Here is a 15,942-nt window from a genome sequence, read left to right on the forward strand (position 1 = left end):
GATCCTACAGATTAAAGTTTGAAACAGTTAACCCTTTTTTATCCCACGGATAAACTGACAGCCATCCCATATTATTTTTCATGATCCTTTTTTTCAGGTGCGGGATAATTGCCTTTACTGGCTTCTCCTACTGTAGTCGCCGTTGTCATGGCCACCACAAGGTCATTCAGCATATTGCTGGCAGCTGTAGGTGAATTCGGAAGCAATACCAGGTTGCTTCGGCTGCTTGCACCTACTGCCTGTAAAGTGTCATAATGCTGCGTAACGAGGATTAATGCAGAGGCTTCATGTGAATTGATGTTGACGCTGTTCAGTACGCGTACGGATTCTTCAAGCCCTCTGGCGATTTCCCTGCGTTGATCTGCAATCCCCTGCCCCTGCAGTTTTTTGGATTCGGCTTCTGCTTTTGCTACCGCTACAATCCGGATTCTTTGTGCTTCAGACTCATATTCGGCGGCTGTTTTTTCTCTTTCAGCAGCATTGATCCTGTTCATAGCATGCTTTACCTGCTCATCCGGATCTATATCTGTTACCAGGGCCTTGATGATATCATACCCATAACTCTGCATGGCATCCTGCAGTTCGCTTTTTACAGCAATGGCAATATCATCTTTTCTTACAAAAACGTCATCCAGCTTTGTTTTCGGGACTTCAGCACGTACCACATCAAAGACGTAGGAAGTAATCTGGTTTTCGGGATTTTCCAGGCGGTAATACGCATCTTTCACATTTTCACGGATCACCTGGTACTGAACGGAAACTTTCATTTTGATGAAAACATTATCCAGTGTCTTGGTATCAATGATCACATCCAGCTGCTGGATCCTCAGGTTAAGCCTTTTTGCAATCTGGTCAATGATCGGGATTTTAAGGTGCAGGCCGGAATGCCTTACAGCCAGAAATTTACCGAAGCGTTCCACAATAGCTGCGGTTTCCTGCTTTACCACAAAAAAAGAAGCAAAGAAAATAATGAGTCCGAAAAAAAGGACAGGTACTAAAAGGTAAGTCATAATCTGAATTTTGGATTAAAATAATGTATGCTCCCTAAAGATACCTATTTTATTTTAAAATTTTTATACCGTCATTCCGATATCTATTCCTTTGATCTTCCGGTACAGGTCTGTCGCATAATTATCAGTCATCCCGGAAACGAAATCAATGACCCCAAGCACTTTCTGGTAGTCTGTGCCTTCCTGGTAGATGAACTGTTTCGGGATGAGCTTCAGTGCCTTTGCATCGTAAGACTTGAGCTGATGGGCAGGTTTGACGATAGACGGGATGAAGTGGTCAAGAAGTTCATACATAACGTTGTAGCCCGCATTTTCAATTTCCACCACTGCTTTATGATTGTAAATCTTTTCTATTGAAAAGCTTTCTATATCCTTCAGGCTGTTGTTTTCGGATTTATACATATCCAGCAATGCCTTATCCAGTGTTCCGGACAGGATGGCCTCAAAGTTTTGCTTGTAGCTTTCAATCGATTTATTAATGAGTGCGTTGATGACTTTTGCACGGAGATAGGAAATCTGCTCGTTCTCATTGGAAATAGAGCCCAGCTTCCGCTCTATTCTTTCTACATCATCGGTTTCAGACCTCACCAGTTCAAAAAAGAGGTTTTTACAGTCTGCGGTGGAAACAATACCCAGCCTGTGGGCATCTTCCATATCAATAATATTATAGCAGATATCATCTGCTGCCTCTACCAGCCAGACAAACGGATGCCTTTTGAAAATATATGGTTCCTCGTTTTCCGTAATCAGGTGTACTGCTTTTGCAATATCGAGAAACATCTCTTTTTCATTCTGGAAAAACCCGAATTTCTTCCTGTGGAGGATTTTCTTATCACGGGCCACTGCCTCGCAAGGATATTTGGCGATACTGGCCAGAGTGGCAAAAGTAAGCTGGATCCCTCCGGCATCCTTACCCTGTTGCTGCTGTCCCAGCACCCTGATGGCATTGGCATTTCCTTCAAAATTTACCAGATCGGCCCATTCTTTTTCCGAAAACAGAGGCTTCAGGCTGCTTTCATTGCGTTCAAAATAACTGGCAATTGCATCTTCACCGGAATGTCCGAATGCAGGATTGCCCACATCATGGCAAAGGCACCCGGCAGCGATAACGTTCCCTAAATTATGAAGGTAAAAGCTTTTGGATTCTTCCGTAAGTTCAGAAGTATAATGTTCGGCGATGAACTCACCTATCACACTTCCCAAGCTCCTCCCCACCGAAGACACTTCAAGCGAATGGGTAAGACGGTTATGGACGAAGACACTCCCGGGAAGCGGGAATACCTGCGTCTTGTTCTGCAACCTCCGGAAAGGAGATGAAAAAATAATTCTGTCAAAATCCCTCTGAAAGTCTGTCCTGGACGCTTTTGTATGCGGGTTGTTTCCGGTACGCTGATTGGTGAAAATCTGGTTTAAATTCATCATTGTTCAAAAATACTTTAAATTTTAATCGTACGGAATAGTAATTATATTTTTGTTAACCAAATATGCCGTAAAAAATCAATTTTAACAGTCTTCTTTAGACTTGAAAACTTAAAGAAATATTCTACCTTTGATAGTACTAAATCACTAAAGAATTTTCCTTATTTTTCTTCATACAACTTTAAATTCTTTTACAATGAATGACAACACGTGGCTCAACAGGTGGGATGAAAGATACAGCAACGAAGAGTTTGCCTATGGCACAAAACCTAATAATTACCTGCGGGAGCAACTGGTTACATTAAAACCCGGTACCCTATTGTTCCCTGCAGAAGGCGAAGGACGAAATGCAATTTTTGCAGCAACCCAGGGATGGACTGTTTCTGCTTTTGATATCAGTGCAAATGGCAGGAAAAAAGCCTTACAGCTTGCTGAACAGCAAGGAATCACGATTGATTATCGCGTCGGGGAACTTTCTGATTTGGATTATCACGAAGACCAGTTTGATGCCATTGCTCTTATTTACGCTCATTTTCCGGCAGCAGTTAAATCATCCATACACCAGATGCTCAGCCGGTATCTCCGTAAAGGCGGATATATTATTTTTGAAGCTTTCAGTAAAAATCATCTTGAATATATCGCAAGAAATGAGAAGGTTGGCGGACCCAAAGATGTTGAGTCACTATTTTCTATTGACGAAATAAAAGCGGATTTCCCGGATTATACTATTATAGAATTAAAAGAAACAGAAATCGAACTCAATGAAGGCTTATTCCATAACGGAACAGGTTCTGTTATTCGTTTCGTAGGCCAAAAGCCCTATTGACCCTATTAATCTCTGCATAGAATAGAGATTATGATAATGGAACACTATTTGAATTTTTGTGGAAAAACCAGATCATGCCAGAAGGTCCTACCATATTACTGATGAAAGAAAGCCTGCAACCCTTTAAAGGTAAAACCGTTACCGAGGCGGGCGGCGATGCTAAATTTGATAAAGAGCCTTTAACAGGCCAAACGTTGAAAGACATCAAAACATTCGGGAAACAAACATACCTGGTATTTGATAGCATGGTGATCCGAATCCACCTGCTGATGTTCGGTTCTTTCAGCGTTGAAGAACAGATCCGGCCGGATACACGCCTGAGGCTGTCTTTATTTTTCGGAAAAGATTCCGTTTATTTTTATACCTGCTCCGTCAAACTGGTCGACCCTGAATTTCTGGATACGATAGACTGGGAAGCGGACGTAATGAGCGATGCATGGAATCCTGCCAGTACCAAAAAGAAACTGAAGTCCAATCCTGATATGATGGTCTGTGATGCCCTAATGGACCAGGACATCTTTTCAGGGGTAGGCAACATCATTAAAAATGAAGTGCTGTTCCGCATCGGTGTACAGCCTGAAAGCCTGCTGGGAAAAATGCCAGATAAAAAACTGAAAGAACTGATTGAAGAAGCCCGGAATTACAGTTTTGATTTCCTGCGCTGGAAAAGAGATTCTGTCCTGAAACAGCACTGGTTGGCTCATACTAAGAAAACCTGTCCGAAATGCGGCGAAAAAATGGTCAATAAACAGACCGGTGTAGGTAAAAGAAGAAGCTTTTACTGTGAGAAAGACCAGAAGCTGTATCATTAAATTCCAGAACTGATCTTTTATTTCTTCTTACTTTAAGCCCATATCTTATTTTCATGTATTGTAGCTAAAATATAGATGGATTCATTATTGTATCATATATGATTCTGCTTAAGATCCATGCGTTCCCATTTTAGAGAATACATTAATGATGATGACGCCGATAACAATCAGTGCCATGCCAAGAATTGCAGGCCAGTCCGGTGTCTGCTTAAATACAACAATACCAATGACCGTAATGGCTACGATACCCACTCCGGACCAGATTGCATAGGTGATTCCGACCGGAATCTGACGAAGCGTAAGACTCAGGAAATAAAATGCCGCTGAATATCCGATAATAGTTATTACAGAAGGAACCAGCCGTGTGAATTCCGAAGATTTTTTCAGAAAGGTTGTGGCAATAATTTCAAAGACAATAGCCAGCATCAGGTATATATAACTTTTTCCCATATTGATTTCTTCCTGACAAAATTAAGCAATTTCCTGAAGGAAAATACAACCACAATGCATTGAGAAGCCATTTTTACCTTCAAGCGTACATCACTGCCATAGGAATCAATAATAAATTTTGTTCACATTATCTGCCTGATTTGCATATAAAACATGATTTTTATCAACTTATAGTGATACTATTTCTTTAAATCCGGATAAATCCAAATTATCAATTATCAAATGCAGAACGCAGAACCGTTGAAAGGTTGATAATTTTTTACAGATAAATCAATATAAGTGTAAATAAATTCACAATAATATATTAAATTAATGTAAACAAAATGCATTGCATATCAACATTAACAAAGCGTAATAAACTGATATACATCAGCATTATAGGTTTTGGTATTCCGTTTGAAAGCTGTAGTTTTGCCATTGAAAAAATGATAAAAAAAAAGTCAAATAATTAAAAATTAATCAAAATGATCACTTACATCGGAATCGCAACTTGTTTAGTAGTTTTTGCTTCTTATTTTACAACCGTAAGAAGAGAGGGGAACTAGTGAGCTTTTCTTAAGTATATCTTAAGGATCTCCAAATGAAATTATATTGTTAATGTTTTAGCCTTTACGGCGGCTGCTCTTTTACTCAGTGAGTAAAAGGGCATATAAAACATAGCAAGAGACCCATACAGAACAATTTTAATTTTTATAGCCGTAAGGTCGGATCCCAGGTCCGGCTTTTTTTATTTCCGCTTATCTTTGTACTTCAATATTTTTATTCAATGAACCTGTACAATCTCATCATCCAGGATAAGGAAGAAGTAGCATTAGATGAAGTATTTCTGAGCGAAAGCAATTATGAGCAATTCCGGCAACTGATCAAGGAGCACACCTATATCAATGAGCTCCGGGAATATGGCCTTCCGGTCAACAACAAAGTGCTTCTGGAGGGCAGTTCGGGCTGCGGGAAGACGATGACGGCCAAAGCTATAGCCCATGCCCTGGGCAAAAGCATCATTATCCTGAATTTAAGCAATATCGTATCATCCAGGATCGGCGAAACTTCCCAGAATATCAAAATGATATTTGATAAAGCATCCCGGGAAAGGTCTGTTTTGTTCCTTGATGAGCTCGACCAGATCGGGAAAGCCAGAGGAAGTGATGATAAGGATGTAGGTGAAATGAGGCGATTGGTCAATACGCTGCTTCAGCTAATCGATTATTATCCTGAAAATGCCCTGCTGATCTGTGCAACCAATCATGCGGACATCATCGATACTGCGCTTTTAAGGCGTTTTCAGTTAAAAATCACATACCAACTACCGTCAGAGGAATTTCTGAACCGTTATTACGACTATATTTTAGCCCAATTTCCTGAAGACTTAAGAGCCGTTGACCGGAAATACAATATTTCCTTTGCAGAAGCCAGAGACCATGCCCTGACTTCAGTAAAAGGAAATCTCATCCGTAATCTGGAGGAAAAAAGCATCTTCTAGCGGTTGTTTTTAATTCAGATCCTGTCAATTATATTCCTGCAGCGGATTATTTCCCGATTGCCTTCATGAATGGCAGGATATTTATTGATACTACCTGTCTTTTATATCCGTAAGTTTACGGCCGATTATTACAACAGCAATGAAAACATTACTCAAATATTTAAAGCCTCATCAGTGGCTGCTGATCCTATCTCTTGTTTTAGCAACCGTGAACCAGGTATTCTCTTTATTTGGCCCTGCCATTACCGGAAAGATCCTGGACCAACTTGTGACGCATCCCAATTTTTTTGATAAGGAAAGAAGCCTTCCCAGGACCCTGAATGAATACCTGTACGGTACGGATCTCTATCACGGTGTATTTTATTTTCTCGGGCTTCTTATTGCGACAGCTATGGTAAGCAGGATTGCCAAGGCTTTTCAGGATTACGTGGTGAATGTGATCACCCAGAAATTCGGTGCCAGCATCTTCACAGACGGACTCAAGCACTCAATGGCACTTCCCTATCAGGAATTTGAAGACCAGAGAAGCGGAGAAACGCTTTCGGTGTTAACGAAGGTAAGAGAAGACGGTGTTAAATTCATTACCAACTTCATCAATATCTTTTTCGGGATTCTCGTAAGTATCATTTTCGTATCCATTTATGCGATCCGCCTTCACTGGTCGATTATGCCGGTCTATGTGGTAGGAATTTTCCTGATTGCGTTCATCACCAACCTATTGAGCAAGAGAATCAAAAATATCCAGAAGACCATAGTTTCTGAAACCACCGCACTCGCCGGGAGTACCACTGAGAGCTTGCGGAATATCGAAATTGTAAAAAGCCTGGGACTGACCCAGCAGGAAATCAGGCGGCTGAACAATAATACTTATAAGATCCTCGGTCTCGAACTTAGAAAAGTGAAAAGCATCCGGTCTTTGAGCTTTATCCAGGGAACCATGGTAAATTTCCTTCAGCAGCTGATCACCCTGACCCTGCTGCTTCTGATCTTTAAAAATATCGTAACTCCGGGAGAATACCTGTCGCTGATGTTTTATGGTTTTTTCATTTTCGGCCCTATGCAGGAAATCGGGAACATTATTATTTCTTACCGTGAAGCGGAAGCATCACTGAATAATTTCGATCGTCTGATGAAAAAAGATGTTGAAGAAAAACCACTTGCTCCAAAAAAAATCGGAGCGATCAGGGAGCTGGAATTCCAGGGGGTATCTTTTCAGCACCAGACGGCATCTTACAAAGCGCTGAATGCCATTTCCTTTGAAGTGAAGAATGGGGAAACCATAGCGTTCGTAGGTCCGAGCGGATCCGGGAAAAGCACACTGGTCAAGCTCCTGGTAGGTCTCTACCGGCCAAAGGAAGGATCTATTTTTTATAATCATATCAACGGCAATGCATTTGATTTTGATGAACTGCGAAACCAGATTGGTTTTGTGACCCAGGATACCCAGCTCTTTGCAGGTACCATTAAGGAAAATCTTTTATTCGTGAATCCGGATGCCACGGAAACTGACCTTCAGCTGGCCTTGGAACGCTCAAGCAGTACAGCGCTTATCAGAAGGGCCGAAAAAGGTATTGACACCGTTATCGGCGAAGGAGGCCTTAAACTGAGCGGTGGTGAAAAGCAGAGGATTGCCATTGCCAGGGCACTTCTAAGAAAGCCGCATCTCCTTATTTTTGATGAAGCAACATCTGCTCTGGACAGTATTACCGAAGAAGCTATTACCTCAACTATTAAAGAAATCTCCCGGGAAAAAGACCAGATCACCGTACTCATTGCCCATCGTCTGAGCACCATTATGCACGCAGACCGTATTTACGTCCTTGAACGCGGGCAGATCATCGAAACCGGATCCCATGACAGTCTGCTGGCTTTAAATGGTCTGTATTATGCCATGTGGCGGCAGCAGATCGGGGAACGTAAAACTTCAGATTCAGGTATCGATCAAAATATCATATCTTAAAGATAAAGTAAAACGCCGGACTCTCTGTCCGGCGTTTTACATTTTATTCATCACCGCTGAATCAGCTTTTGTTTTCAAGCATTTTTTTCCATCTGGTTACCGTATTCCTGCTGAGCCTGAAATGGGTAGCCAGTTGCCTGTTGTTATATCCGTATTCTTTCTGGAACTGAAGAATATCCCTGATAGCTTTTAAATCGTAAGCCTTCAGTTTCTGATTGTTCCTGATCTGTTCAGTATCTGTGTTTTCTGACAGAATTTCATCCAGCCGGATGATATCCATAATCTGTATCTGGCTTTTATTCAAAATAGGCTTGCAAAGCGATGCCTTATCAGGATATTTCAAAGCAATCATATCCCTGTAAATTTTCTTGTAATCCGGTGTATTTTTCATCATTTAAAATATTACCTGTTTTTACTGATCCACTTGTATAAAGTGGTTTTGGGAATCTTGTATTCTTCTATGACCTGTTGGGGAGTCTTTTTTCCGGTTTCAATCTGTTCGAGGATAAAACTGATCATCTGCTGGGTATAGATATTCTTCCTGAATACAGGTAAGCCCGATGCGGAAGTATTGTGCGACGCGGCCTTCTTTTTAGCCGCTCCGGAGGTTGGGGCATAAAGGATCAGGTGCTGGCTGTAGAGCCTGAAGAAATCATATTCCAGAAGTTTGCTCCAACGGAGCAGGATCCCCGTTTCCAGATCCCGGGATTCGTACATTTCTAAAATTTCCGCTTCTGTTTTTTTCAGGAAATTCATGATCCTGGGCATCTCTATACCGCTTTCACGGACTCTCCCCACGATCAGCTTGCCGATGTGAATGTCTTTGAACATCATTTGTGTTTTAAATGTTTAACAGATGCAAGTTAACATTTTGACCGTCAAAAAGGAAATTTTTTGATGTGATTTTCCTATTATCTCACAATCCCTACGTTGCCATTTTTATCCGTCCGGACTAACCAGAAATCGAACCCGCCCTGCTTATTTGTTCCTGCCTGGTTACCGGTATTGAATGAGCCTTCTTCGGAAAAACCACCGAACAGATAGCCATCCGGCGTTTCGGAAATGCTGTACAGGAAATCATCGGAAGCACCGCCATATCTCTTCTGCCACTGAATGATTCCTGAACTGTCAGTCTTCAAAATCCAGTAATCGTTTCCTCCATATCCGGGGGAGCCTGCCTGAAGGCCTGTACTGGCAGAATTAGCATCAGAGAAACCTCCGATGATAAATCCTCCGTCTGAAGTCTGCCGGATCGCATAACAGTAATTATAGGATGATCCGCCATACCTGTTCTGCCATTGGATATCACCAGTACTGCTGATTTTTACAATCCAGTAATCGTACGGGCCATAAGCATTTAGATTAGATTGATCACCAGAAAGGAAAAGGCCATAGTTTGAATGTCCTGCTATAATATATCCACCATCATTGGTTTTGATAACATCATATAAGATATCCTGAGCCATAGATCCGTAATTTCTCTGCCACTGTATTGTCCCAGCATTATTAACCTTGATCAGCCAATAATCGATGCTTCCTCGGCTTGATGATCCCGCCTGGATACCACCACCTTCAAAATCAGAATTTCCCGCGATAATATATCCTCCGTCCTGTGTCTGTTTAACAGAATATAAAAAATCATCGTAGCCAGCTCCATACCTTTTCTGCCACTGGATTATACCTGACGCATCAGTTTTCAGAACCCAGTAATCATATCCTCCATAATTGGAGCTTCCTGTCTGGTCTTCTGTATTGGCTGATGCTGCAACGGAATAACCTCCGATAAAAAAACCTCCGTCAGCGGTCTGCACAATGGAATTAGCACCATTGACAATATCATCCCCAGATCCGCCGTATCTTTTCTGCCACTGGATATTTCCGGAAGAATCAATCTTAATGAGCCAATAATCTATCCCTCCCTTACCTGCAATTCCAGCCTGGTCTCCGGTAGATGCAGAAGCCGCTTCTGATCTTCCCAGCAGGACATATCCGTTATCGCTGGTCTGAACAACACCGTAGAGCTGGTCATCACCGGTTCCCCCGTATCGTTTCTGCCACTGAATGTTTCCGGTATTATCCGCTTTTACCACCCAGTAATCCCGTCCTCCTTTTCCGGTGATGCCTGCCTGGTCTGCTGACCCGGCTGATGCCGAAGCCGAGTAACCTCCCATAATAAAGCCCCCGTCTGAGGTATTGTTGACGGAATATAAATAATCCTGATCGGTTCCGCCGTACCTGGCCGTAACTGCATAGAAAGACATTGGCGGACTCCCGGCCATCTGCGCTTTAAGGTTAACCGTTACTACCAACATAACACAAAAGATGAAGGTAAGGATATACTTTTTTATCATATTATTTTTCATTTCTAGAATCCTGAAATCATATGAACATATACCGTGCTTCCCATTACCATAAAAGTATAAAGGGTCTCCTTATCAGCTATTGTTGCTGTATTGTGTACGTATTTTACTGTAAACCAATTAGCTGTAAATGCTGATGTTCCTGAGGTGGTTCCTCTTACACTTAAGGTATACGTTCCGCCATCCTTGATATTCTGAAGCGTAAAGTTTCCTGCAGAAGCCGAAGTATAGGCCAGGTTACTTTTGCTGTAATCAATGGTGGTACTGCTTCCTGCATTATAAGCAGATTTGTTGGTGGAAGCACCGTCAATTTCCAATTTTGAGGCAGGAGATGTGGTTCCGATCCCTACGTTGACTGCTAATGACCCCGTACCGCCTAATACAAGGCTGTTGCTGGCGCTTACTACTGCTCCATAACCGATCGCAGTAGCATTAGTAAGATTGTTGGCAGATGCGTCCGAACCATTTCCAACAAAAGTATTGTTACTACCAGTAGTAATCGCTTTTCCTGCCAAGTTCCCCACAGCAACATTTCTTACCCCTGTAGTATTGCCTACACCAGCCTGATAACCTACGAAAGCATTATATCCTCCGGAAGTATTAGCATTTCCGGCCCAGGTTCCTAAAAAAGTATTGGCATCACCGGTTGTACTGCTTCCGGAATTATACCCCATCAGTACATTAGAGTTGCCGCCGACATTGGAAGTTCCTGAATAAGATCCGACAAATACATTGGAGCTCCCTACCGTGTTGGCAGAGCCTGCATTATTTCCCAAGAAAACATTCAGATTGCCTGTCGTATTGGCTTTCCCTGCATCAACACCTAAAGCAAGATTATCGGAGGCTGCTGTCCCAATATAACCAGCTAAATTATTATTAGTCTTGATAACGAATGAATGCGCGTCAGTCGTTCCGATGAATTTTGTTCCCAGAGCATTGAGCGCCGTAGCGTCAGTACCACTGTTTCCTGTCAGCGCCCAGGCCGGGATGCTCTGCCAAGTAGCAAGTCCGCTGGCATCAGAAGTCAGTACTTTCCCGCTTCCCTGTGTACCGTCTGCTATTTTTAAAGCTCCGCTGGTTGTTCCGTTATTAATGTCTAACCTCGCGGACGGTGAAATGGTTCCTATACCGACAAATCCAGCAGCGGTAACCACTACGTCATCTGACTGCTGGATTACAGAAGGCGTACCGGAGGAAGGATTATTCTTGCCGCCATCTACGTGAAAGGTTCCCTGTGGATTGGTGGTATTTATTCCAACCTGGGAAAATGCAGTAACCGGTACGGCCACTGCTAGTGTGAGTAATTTTTTTTTCATTCCTGTAAGGATTTGATGATACGCGGATGACCACCCTGATCATCCGCATTAGAAAGTTGTATCAAGAACTATTTGTCTATGAATCCGAAACGGTTTTCAAACATATGCCCGATAACCGGGAACGGCTTCTCCTCCTCATTGGCCGCATTGATGATGCCCATAATCAGCAGGATTAAAAAAATGATCCCGATAAAATTGATGAAACCAACTGAAGGGACTATAGCCACGACTACCGACATAAGAATATTGACGATAAAAGATACAATAAAAAGGCCCAATCCCTGTTTCAGGTGGTATACCGCCAGGTCACTTTTAGGATTGAGGTCCTTGCTTTTCACATACGCGATGATCCAACCTATAATGGTGACATAAGATAAGATCGCTACAGTTTTGTTGCTCATACTATTGCTTTTTATTTGCGGCAAAATTATGAAGAGCTATAAGGAGTTTTCCGGATAATTGATATTCCGGCATTTTGATTTGGTATTTATGAAAGATGACCTGATATTTTGATTTTTCCGTGTTGTTCCGGTATTCAGCCGGCTCATTTATTTTTACCGATTGGTCAGGTTCTCTTGATTGAGGCGATAAATGCTTGCATCAGAGCAGAAAATAATTGCTGATTGAGAACGGGCGGTTGCTTAATGAAACAGGGATTGATGTTTAGCATTGTTATACACTTAAGCATAAGAAGAATCAATTATCTGACAAACACTGCGGCGCCGTCAGTTCGAGTGTTTTTCGCAGCAAAGCGAAGAAAAATGTATCGAGAACCAATGATCGACAAACAAAAAAGTGCTTCTTTTCAAAAAGTTCTCGATACACTCCACTCCGTTCCGCACTCGAACTGACGGAGACGGAAATCAATCTCTGACAAACACTGCAGCCACGTCAGTTCGAGTGTTTTTCGCAGCAAAGCGAAGAAAAATATATCGAGAACCAATGATTGACAAACAAAAAAGTGCTTCTTTTCAAAAGTTCTCGATACACTCCACTCCGTTCCGCACTCGAACTGACGGAGACGGAAATTAATATCTGACAAACACTGCAGCCACGTCAGTTCGAGTGTTTTTCGTAGTAAAACGGAGAAAAATGTATCGAGAACTGATGATTAACAAACAAAGGTTACCATCCGCAACAAGTTCCCTACACACTCCACTTCGTTCCGCACTCGAACTGATGGAGACGGAAATTAATCTCTGACAAACACTGCGGCCACGTCAGTTCGAGCGTTTTTCGCAGCAACGCGGAGAAAAATGTATCGAGAACCGGTGATTGACAAACAAAAGTGTGATTCTTTTCAAAAAGTTCTCGATACACTCCACTCCGTTCCGTACTCGAACTGACCGAGACGGAAATTAATCTCTGACAAACATTACAGCGCCGTCAGTTCGAGTGTTTTTCGCAGCAAAGCGAAGAAAAATATATTGAGAACTGGTGATTGATAAACAAAAGAAGGTTACCGTCCGCACTAAGTTCTCGATACACTCCACTCCGTTCCGCACTCGAACTGACGGAGAATCATTTAATCAATGAAGAGACATTGCAACTTATTAAAACTCATTTTAACATCATTATAATTCGTATTGTGTCATTCAGAAGAGTCAGATGTTATCCAGAAAGCAAATTTTCATGTATCGCTGTATATTTTTATCTTTACGTTTTACGTTTTCATTAATTATGAATCAATAATCCATTAAACGAAATACAACAATGCAGGAAAATGATGGAGAATATAAGAGCAATCGAATAGAAGTCCCGGAAGAATTCAGCGAAGTTTTCTCCCACTTTTACCATGCAGAAAATGCTTCGTCTGAAACCATTTCAAGGATCCTGCTACCCTCTTTTCAGACCATTTTGATTTTTAGTTTCGGACTGCAACCCACGACGATCCATACATTTAATGATACTCAAGTAGATATTGACAGCTGCCTTGTCTTAGGTCCGGTAAAGAAAGCATTCCAATATTCCCTTCCTCCAGGCTCAACCATCCTTGTGGCCAATTTTAAGAATGATGCTTTTTTCCGCTTCTTCGGGCAGGGTGCTATTTGGGAACATTTTTCCGTACATCCAGATCAGCTCCTGGACGAAAACTGCTTTACCGCTTTATGGAAAGAACTCAACAACCTCAATGACACTCATCAAAGAATCAATTATATCCTTGAGTATTGCAGGCCATACCTCAGGCCCAGGAATACCGTTGCAGAAGCCCTGTCTAACTTTGATCATGAAGCACTCGACACGGTTAAATCAATAGCTTCCCTTCAAAACCAGACGGAAAGAACGGTACAGCTCAGCCATAAAAAATATTTGGGCTATACTTCCAAAGAAGCCAGCCGTTATCGCCGGTTCCTGAAAGCGGTTATGCATATTCAGGATGTATTGGAAGCTTCAGGCAACGTGGAATGGTTTGACATTGTGTCAGAATGTGGCTATTATGACCAGAGCCAACTCATTCACGATTTCAATTACTACCTTCATATCAGCCCTACCCAATACCTGAAGTTCCAGGAGGATATCTGTATCTCCGAAAACCGGTAATCCGTTTCGTTTTCTTACAATTTTACCTCTGATTGCCATTTTATCTTTGTCCTGTACCAATAAAAAACAGAACAATGAGACATTTAGTTATTTATAGTCATCCGAATGACCAGAGTTTAAACCACCATCTCCTTCAGACCGTCACAGAAATCCTGAAAGCACAGAACCAAGAGATCAGAATCAGGGATTTATACGAACTTGATTTCAATCCTGTTCTGTCCCTGCAAGACCTTAAAGATCAAAGGTCCGGCCAACTGTCACAGGATATTAGAGAGGAACAGGAGCATATTTTATGGGCAGAGCACATTACTTTTATTTATCCGATCTGGTGGACCGGAATGCCTGCCATGATGAAAGGTTTCATCGATCGTGTCTTCAGTTATGGCTTTGCCTACCGTTATGACCAGGGCATCCAGAAAGGCTTGCTCAAAGGTAAAAAGACAATCATCATCAATACACATGGAAAATCCAAGGCTGAATACGCAAGCATAGGAATGGACCAGGCACTGAGCCTGACCTCTGATAAGGGTATCTATACCTATTGCGGCCTGGAGATCAGTCAACACCTGTTTTTAGACAGGGCAGATAAAGCCACTGAAGAAATGATTCAGGAATGGAAGCGAAGTATTAAGGAGGCTTATTTGGATTGATTCCCTGATGATTTGTTAAAACAGAAATTACTCAAAAGACTTGTATCGGAGAGCCAGTGATTATCAAAAGCGAGATCCTATTCAACAAGTTCTCGATACGCTCCACTTCGTTCCGCACTTGAACGACGAAACCGGGAATTAATCTCTGACAAACACTGCGGCCCCGTCAGTTCGAGTGTTTTTCGCAGCAAGGCGGAGAAAAATGTATCGAGAACCGGTAAGTAACAAACAAAAGTGGAATCCTTTTCAACAAGTTCTCGATACACTCCACTGCGTTCCGTACTCGAACTGACGGAGACGGAAATTAATCTATGACAAACACTGCGGCACCGTCAGTTCGAGTGTTTTTCGCAGCAAGGCGGAGAAAAATGTATCGAGAACCCGGTGATTGACAAACAAAAGAGTGCTTTTTTTCAACAAGTTCTCGATACGCTGCACTTTGTTCCGCACTCGAACTGACGGAGATGGAAATTAGTCTCTGACAAACATTGTGGCCACGTCAGTTCGAGTGTTTTTCGTAGCAAAGCGGAGAAAAATTTATCGAGAACCGATGATTGATAAACAAAGGTTACCATCCGCAACAAGTTCTCGATACGCTCCACTCCGTTCCGCACTCGAACTGACAAAGAATCGATTGTCTAGCAATAAGTGCGGCCACGTCAGTTCGAGTGTTTTTCGCAGCAAAGCGGAGAAAAATGTATCGAGAACCCGGTGATTGACAAATAAAAGAGTGCTTCTTTTCAACAAGTTCTCGATACACTCCACTTCGTTTCGCACTCGAACTGACGGAGACGGAAATTAATCTATGACAAACACTGCGGCCACGTCAGTTCGAGTGTTTTTCGTAGCAAAGCGAAGAAAAATGTATCGAGAACTGGTGAGTATCAAACAAACGTAGTTACCATTTGCAAAAAGTTCTCGATACGCTCCACTCCGTTCCGTACTCGAACTGACGGAACCGGGAATTAATCTCTGACAAACACTGCGGCACCGTCAGTTCGAGTGTTTTTCGCAGCAATGCGGAGAAAAATGTATCGAGAACTGGTGAGTATCAAACAAACGTAGTTACCATTTGCAAAAAGTTCTCGATACGCTCCACTCCGTTCCGCACTCGAACT

At 42.2% G+C, this 15,942-nt stretch carries 14 protein-coding genes; 6 read left to right on the forward strand and 8 right to left on the reverse strand.

From position 1 onward, the window contains the following. Nucleotides 1–71: 71 nt before the first annotated feature. Together QE404_RS08095 and dgt are read right to left on the reverse strand one after the other, a co-directional pair. Entirely contained in the window at nt 72–1,010 is a 939-nt protein-coding gene (locus QE404_RS08095) for an SPFH domain-containing protein (RefSeq protein ID WP_307453815.1), read from the reverse strand. A 63-nt stretch (nt 1,011–1,073) separates the two neighbouring features. Then, complete coding sequence (gene dgt / locus QE404_RS08100; protein WP_307453377.1) at nt 1,074–2,429, reverse strand: dGTP triphosphohydrolase; 1,356 nt, start codon at nt 2,427–2,429, stop codon at nt 1,074–1,076. Nucleotides 2,430–2,625: 196 nt separating this feature from the next. On the opposite strand from dgt, the gene QE404_RS08105 reads away from it, so the two are divergent. Both QE404_RS08105 and QE404_RS08110 read left to right on the forward strand, forming a co-directional pair. Then, on the forward strand, nt 2,626–3,255 hold the full coding sequence (locus QE404_RS08105) for a class I SAM-dependent methyltransferase (protein ID WP_307449021.1): 630 nt from the start codon (nt 2,626–2,628) through the stop codon (nt 3,253–3,255). 74 nt (nt 3,256–3,329) lie between these two features. Then, a complete protein-coding gene (locus QE404_RS08110; protein WP_307449024.1) occupies nt 3,330–4,067 on the forward strand; it encodes a DNA-formamidopyrimidine glycosylase family protein in 738 nt (245 codons plus the stop codon). 108 nt (nt 4,068–4,175) lie between these two features. Here QE404_RS08110 and QE404_RS08115 read toward each other — a convergent pair whose 3' ends face one another. Then, nucleotides 4,176–4,517 (reverse strand): DMT family transporter, encoded by a 342-nt coding sequence (locus QE404_RS08115; RefSeq protein WP_307449027.1) that lies wholly within the window; start codon nt 4,515–4,517, stop codon nt 4,176–4,178. A gap of 766 nt (nt 4,518–5,283) precedes the next feature. On the opposite strand from QE404_RS08115, the gene QE404_RS08120 reads away from it, so the two are divergent. After that, nucleotides 5,284–5,997 carry an AAA family ATPase gene (locus QE404_RS08120; RefSeq protein WP_307449030.1) on the forward strand — a complete coding sequence of 238 codons (714 nt, stop codon included), beginning with the start codon at nt 5,284–5,286 and terminating at the stop codon, nt 5,995–5,997. 139 nt (nt 5,998–6,136) lie between these two features. Next, nucleotides 6,137–7,957: an ABC transporter ATP-binding protein gene (locus tag QE404_RS08125; RefSeq protein WP_307449033.1), complete on the forward strand. Its 1,821-nt coding sequence runs from the start codon at nt 6,137–6,139 to the stop codon at nt 7,955–7,957. Between the two features lie 61 nt (nt 7,958–8,018). On the opposite strand, the gene QE404_RS08130 is transcribed toward QE404_RS08125, so the two are convergent. The 5 genes from QE404_RS08130 to QE404_RS08150 all read right to left on the reverse strand — a co-directional run bounded on the left by QE404_RS08130 (nt 8,019) and on the right by QE404_RS08150 (nt 12,034). Continuing rightward, nucleotides 8,019–8,351, reverse strand: a complete 333-nt coding sequence (locus tag QE404_RS08130; RefSeq protein ID WP_307449036.1) for a helix-turn-helix domain-containing protein — start codon at nt 8,349–8,351, stop codon at nt 8,019–8,021. Between the two features lie 8 nt (nt 8,352–8,359). Further along, complete coding sequence (locus QE404_RS08135) at nt 8,360–8,791, reverse strand: transposase (protein ID WP_307449039.1); 432 nt, start codon at nt 8,789–8,791, stop codon at nt 8,360–8,362. A 77-nt stretch (nt 8,792–8,868) separates the two neighbouring features. Then, entirely contained in the window at nt 8,869–10,308 is a 1,440-nt protein-coding gene (locus QE404_RS08140) for a hypothetical protein (RefSeq protein WP_307449041.1), read from the reverse strand. Between the two features lie 14 nt (nt 10,309–10,322). Next, nucleotides 10,323–11,633, reverse strand: coding sequence for a beta strand repeat-containing protein (locus QE404_RS08145; RefSeq protein ID WP_307453817.1), 1,311 nt, complete (start codon nt 11,631–11,633; stop codon nt 10,323–10,325). 68 nt (nt 11,634–11,701) lie between these two features. Continuing rightward, nucleotides 11,702–12,034, reverse strand: coding sequence for a DUF4870 domain-containing protein (locus QE404_RS08150; protein ID WP_307449049.1), 333 nt, complete (start codon nt 12,032–12,034; stop codon nt 11,702–11,704). A 1,312-nt stretch (nt 12,035–13,346) separates the two neighbouring features. Between QE404_RS08150 and QE404_RS08155 the strand changes: the two genes are divergently transcribed. Both QE404_RS08155 and QE404_RS08160 read left to right on the forward strand, forming a co-directional pair. Beyond that, nucleotides 13,347–14,174, forward strand: coding sequence for a helix-turn-helix domain-containing protein (locus QE404_RS08155; RefSeq protein ID WP_307449052.1), 828 nt, complete (start codon nt 13,347–13,349; stop codon nt 14,172–14,174). Between the two features lie 74 nt (nt 14,175–14,248). Beyond that, nucleotides 14,249–14,824 (forward strand): NAD(P)H-dependent oxidoreductase, encoded by a 576-nt coding sequence (locus QE404_RS08160; protein WP_307449055.1) that lies wholly within the window; start codon nt 14,249–14,251, stop codon nt 14,822–14,824. Nucleotides 14,825–15,942: the final 1,118 nt, after the last annotated feature.

The sequence above is a fragment of the Chryseobacterium camelliae genome (genome assembly GCF_030818575.1).
In the GTDB taxonomy this organism is placed as follows: domain Bacteria; phylum Bacteroidota; class Bacteroidia; order Flavobacteriales; family Weeksellaceae; genus Chryseobacterium; species Chryseobacterium camelliae_A.